Annotated in this window: 6 protein-coding genes; all 6 read right to left on the bottom strand. The window is 33.4% G+C overall.

Annotated elements, in window-relative coordinates:
- Nucleotides 1-679 (bottom strand): AarF/UbiB family protein (locus tag A9G30_RS00960; protein ID WP_255305714.1); only part of this gene is annotated, 679 nt, incomplete at its 3' end.
- 14 nt (nt 680-693) lie between these two features.
- Nucleotides 694-1470, bottom strand: a complete 777-nt coding sequence (gene ubiE, locus A9G30_RS00955; RefSeq protein WP_065579591.1) for a bifunctional demethylmenaquinone methyltransferase/2-methoxy-6-polyprenyl-1,4-benzoquinol methylase UbiE — start codon at nt 1468-1470, stop codon at nt 694-696.
- Between the two features lie 61 nt (nt 1471-1531).
- Nucleotides 1532-2467 (bottom strand): multifunctional transcriptional regulator/nicotinamide-nucleotide adenylyltransferase/ribosylnicotinamide kinase NadR, encoded by a 936-nt coding sequence (nadR, locus tag A9G30_RS00950; protein ID WP_065587769.1) that lies wholly within the window; start codon nt 2465-2467, stop codon nt 1532-1534.
- A 141-nt stretch (nt 2468-2608) separates the two neighbouring features.
- Nucleotides 2609-3658, bottom strand: coding sequence for a TrmH family RNA methyltransferase (locus A9G30_RS00945; protein WP_065587768.1), 1050 nt, complete (start codon nt 3656-3658; stop codon nt 2609-2611).
- Between the two features lie 21 nt (nt 3659-3679).
- Nucleotides 3680-4099, bottom strand: coding sequence for a transcription antitermination factor NusB (nusB, locus tag A9G30_RS00940; RefSeq protein WP_065567674.1), 420 nt, complete (start codon nt 4097-4099; stop codon nt 3680-3682).
- Nucleotides 4100-4103: 4 nt separating this feature from the next.
- Nucleotides 4104-4574, bottom strand: a complete 471-nt coding sequence (gene ribH / locus A9G30_RS00935) for a 6,7-dimethyl-8-ribityllumazine synthase (protein ID WP_065587767.1) — start codon at nt 4572-4574, stop codon at nt 4104-4106.
- Nucleotides 4575-4785 lie beyond the last annotated feature (211 nt).

Genomic DNA, 4785 nt, shown 5'->3' with positions numbered 1-4785 from the left:
CATAAGGAATATATAAGATATCACTATTAATAAAATTATCGCGCAATCTAATCGTGTTGTAAGCTTCTTTTTGTAAATCTAACTCTTTTAATAGCGTGATTTCATAATCACGCACTATTTCAACAGCTCGCAATTTTTCGCCTGATTTTATGCGCTTGGTAAATTGTTTAGCTACCCAATACATTAAACGTATATCAGCTTCAATAATAGGTAAAATATTAGGGCGTAATACTTTAATAATAACTTCAGCTTGGCTACGCTTTAATATTGCTGTATGGACTTGGGCAATCGATGCTGATGCTAATGGTTTTTCATCAAAATGGGAAAAATAATAATCTATTGTTTGACCTAATGCCGATTCAATAAGCTGTTTAGCAATTTGTCCATCAAAAGGAGCAACGTGATCTTGCAATTTGGTCAGCGAATCTGCAATGTGTTTAGGTAAAATATCGCGTCGAGTTGAAACCATCTGCCCAAACTTTACCCATACGGGACCGAGCTCCTGTAGCGCTTGACGTAATCGCTCACCAATTTCTTGATGTTTAGCTTTGGGTCTAATCCAAAATAAACACTTTAAAACCAACCGTGGCCACCTTACTAAATGGTGTTTTGGTAACAATTCATCTAATCGATAAGCACGAAATATCGCAAGTATTTTATAAAGTCGAAAAAAGGTCATTATTTTTTATCGCATCAAAATTTAAAGCCAATATGTAAAGCTACAATGCCACCTGTCATGTTGTGGTATTTCACATCAACAAATCCTGCATCTTCCATCATTTTTTTCAGTGTATTTTGATCAGGATGCATTCGAATTGATTCGGCTAAATAGCGATAACTTTCAGAATCATTTGCCACAATTTTGCCCATTAACGGTAACATAGTAAATGAATATAAGTCGTAAGCTTTATTTAGGATCTGATATTGCGGTTTAGAAAACTCAAGGATTAATAAGCGCCCACCGGGTTTTAATACTCGCCATATAGAGCGTAAAGCCTTTTCTTTATCAGTGACATTGCGCAAGCCAAATGAGATGGTTATACAATCAAAATAGTTATCCGCAAAGGGTAACTCCTCGGCATTAGCTTGTACATATTCGATATTTTTAAATAAGCCTTTGTCTCGTAGTTTATCTCGCCCAACTTTTAACATTGATTCGTTTATATCAGCTAAGACAACTAATCCGCTATCACCAACAAGTTGCGAGAATTTTGCCGTTAAATCACCTGTGCCACCTGCTAGATCTAAAACTTTTTGACCTTTACGCACACTGCTATACTCAATGGTGATTTTTTTCCAAATTCGGTGAATGCCAAATGACATAAGATCATTCATAACATCATATTTATCGGCAACAGAGTGAAATACTTCAGCAACACGTTTTACTTTTTCTTGTTTTGGAACTTGAGTGTAACCAAAATCAATTTTTTCTTGATTTGTATTGTCTTGTTTGTCAGAAGATTGAGACATAAAATTTACCTATCACAAATAATTGGCTTATTTTAGCATAAGCCATAATAAATGTGATGAACTAAATCAATAATGCTTCAATCTTCTTTGAAACCGTTTCAAAATATTCAAGTTGCGAGGATTGAGGATTTAAATCTTTTTCATGAATGACTAAATCAAAATGACAACTTTCTTTTAAGGCTCTTAAAACATCATTATTTTTTTTGAAAATTTGACTGTAATATTGTGCAAGTGTTTCAAAATCGATTGAAGTAAAAACAAGTTTATTTGATGTTTCAACGGCTTTTGCAATTCGTTCAACATGTAACATTGCAATTTTCATATAATCGGATTCGCTCAAATAACGTTTATTATGTTGGATTGAAATTTCTCGTTCAATATAATTAATATAGCCATTGGGCACGTATTGAGTATTATAAATATTAGCAAATTGGAGTGGTAAGTCACAAAAACGACCTTGGCCAATAATAGCCACTTTTTTTACAAAAAAAGGTTTTGCTGCTTGTGCAATAAAATTCCAGTTTTTATATGGATTTTGGCGGATTTGTGTTGCACTAATGTTAATAAATTCTCGATTAGCATCAACAATAACGGCTGGGCAATCAAAATAGAACTTATGGTTATTAACATCTTGTGGCTCGCTAGTAAATACCACATTGGGCTTAATTTTATGCTCAGCAAGAATTTGTTTTACCCGATCGCTCCAATCTTGCCAACCATTTGGGTAAAACTCGATGCCAGCCTCATCAAGTACATAGATATGAATATTATGGCGATCTTTAAATGTCTCTTTTAACCATGAAAAGCGGTCACTTATTTGTGGTTGTTTAGGTAAACGGCTTTGATTAAATAGTTGCTTATCACGCGATGCTTCACATCCCAAAAAGATATGTAATACATCAACTTGGCTCATCGCTTTTTCAATTAGATAAATATGACCACAATGTAAAGGATAAAACTTCCCAAAAATTAAACCAACTTTATGCTTAAAAGTCATGACGCATACCAAAATATATAAAAACTAGTACAATTTACAGAAAAAAAAAGCAATTTCTAACCAAATGATGCTATTTGATATATTTTATCAATGAGTAAAATAGTTTTTTATCAATAACTCATTGATAGTAAAAATATTAATTTACTTATGTAAGTTCGATAATAAAACACCCGTTGCAACCGAAATATTTAATGCGGGCATGTTATCATTGCCTTTTAGATGTACAACAATATTAGCGCTGTTAATTAGTTTCATATTAATTTGTTGAAATATGACTACCGCAACTTTTTTATTAAAATGGATTTGGTGCAACTCGCTGGATGTAATTGACTTTACTTGACAAGGTAATAGGGCAATAACTTGATAGCCATGTTGCTTAAGCATATCTATTGAGGCCACAAAATCATCACTTTTAATTGACTCAACAGCTTCAACGCCACCTTCAGCCACACGCATAGCAGCACCGCTATCAAGTAAATTTGTTTGGCGTAACATGACACCATTAACGCCATAAAAAGCGGCACTACGAATTAACCCACCAAGATTATGGGGATTATTGACATCATCAATCGCTAAAACACAATCATGATCTTTATCGCTATTGTTTTCTAAATAATCCAATAACGTAAGTGATATACGTTTTTTAACAATTAAACATACGCCACCATGATGTTGCGTTTGAGTTATTTTACCAATCTGTTCGCTAGAGACTACATCATAACCTAAACGTTGTTTAACGAGCCACTCAATTAACTCTTTAAATTGATAAGTCATCTCTTGAGTAATAAATAATTTAACAATTGCTGTGCGACGATGTTTGAATACTGCCTTACAACTATTTTCGCTATAAACTAATGTTTCTTCTTTACGTTGGCGATATCCATCATAACCAAAAGTTGGAGTTTGTTCATTTGTACGAAGCTTTTTTTGCCATGGTGATTCATTCTCAATAGGCAATTTAGATTGATTAAGATCAACAATAAAACTCTTTTTTGCAAATGCAGATTTATCATTTCTAGGTTTGAATGTTTCAATACGATCATGACGATCGCGTTTAGGTTTTACTTGAAATGAGTCATCTTTACTTTTCCAGCCAGTCGTTTTTTTAGTCGCTGAACGAAAAGGCTTTTTAGATTCGCTATTTTTGGCATAAAAAATAGTGGGTTTGCTTTTTTCGGTATTATTGTTCATATCAATCTCATAATTAATTGCTTATCGAGTACGAATGGTTGGGGCTATTTTATCTAATACACCATTAACAAATTTATGGCTATCTGCAGCACCAAATGTTTTAGTTAAATCGATAGCTTCATTAATCACAACTTTATAAGGTACATCTTGACGTTTTATTAATTCATACAGTGCGATTCTAAGTATGGCTAATTCAACTTGTCCTAACTCATTAATAGAGCGTTCAGTGAGATAAGGCGTCATTTTGTCATCTAATTCACTGGTGTTTTTGGCTACACCATTTAATAGCTCACGAAAATACTTAGCATCAACGCCTTTCATATCTTGTTCTGCAATAAAACTTGTCTCAACATCAGCAAGATCGTTTCTAGAAACTTGCCAAGAGTAAATGGCTTGCACTGCGCATTCTCTTGCTCGACGACGAGGATTAACTAATGCCACTAAATTACTCCTTAATTGCTTTAATAATATTTAGAATTTCCAGTGCAGTTAATGCCGCTTCAGCACCTTTGTTGCCAGCTTTTGTGCCTGCACGTTCAATAGCTTGTTCTATACTTTCGGTAGTTAAAATACCGAATCCAACTGGAATAGTGTTATCTAAACTTGCACTTAATAATCCAGAACTTGATTCACCAGCAACAAAATCAAAATGTGCCGTACTGCCACGAATAACCGTACCTAGCGCTACAATTGCATCATATTTTTTTGACTGTGCAGCAACTTTAGTAGCAAGTGGAATTTCATAAGCACCTGGAACCCAAATAACAGTAATATTTTTATCATCAACTTGTCCAATGCGTGTTAACGCATCAATTGCACCATTGACAAGGCTATCATTAATAAAATGATTAAATCGTGCTACTACAATTGCAACCTTAGCTTTTGGTGCAGCAACTTTACCTTCAATTGTTTGCATATTCATTCCTTATTGATTCTACTTTAAATGCCTTTTCACTCTTTTCTTAAGCGAAAAAATAATTGTTAAATTGTATCACGAATTAAAGACTTATCCTATTGGCAAATAGCGTTATGACCGAGTTTTATGCAAGATATTATTTAAAATAAATGAAAAAATTCAGCTATTGTAAATGTATTATTTATTAATTTTAAAATTAATCTAAATTTTG

This window comes from Gilliamella sp. Fer4-1 (assembly GCF_001690515.1).
Lineage (GTDB): Bacteria > Pseudomonadota > Gammaproteobacteria > Enterobacterales > Orbaceae > Gilliamella > Gilliamella apicola_C.
Note: the sequence above shows the minus strand (reverse complement) of the source record. Positions and strands in the feature narration are given on the sequence as shown.

Coding starts and splice junctions, on each gene's coding strand:
- ubiE (WP_065579591.1), bottom strand. CDS start 1,470: ATGTCTCAATCTTCTGACAAACAAGACAATACAAATCAAGAAAAAATT.
- nadR (WP_065587769.1), bottom strand. CDS start 2,467: ATGACTTTTAAGCATAAAGTTGGTTTAATTTTTGGGAAGTTTTATCCT.
- A9G30_RS00945 (WP_065587768.1), bottom strand. CDS start 3,658: ATGAACAATAATACCGAAAAAAGCAAACCCACTATTTTTTATGCCAAA.
- ribH (WP_065587767.1), bottom strand. CDS start 4,574: ATGCAAACAATTGAAGGTAAAGTTGCTGCACCAAAAGCTAAGGTTGCA.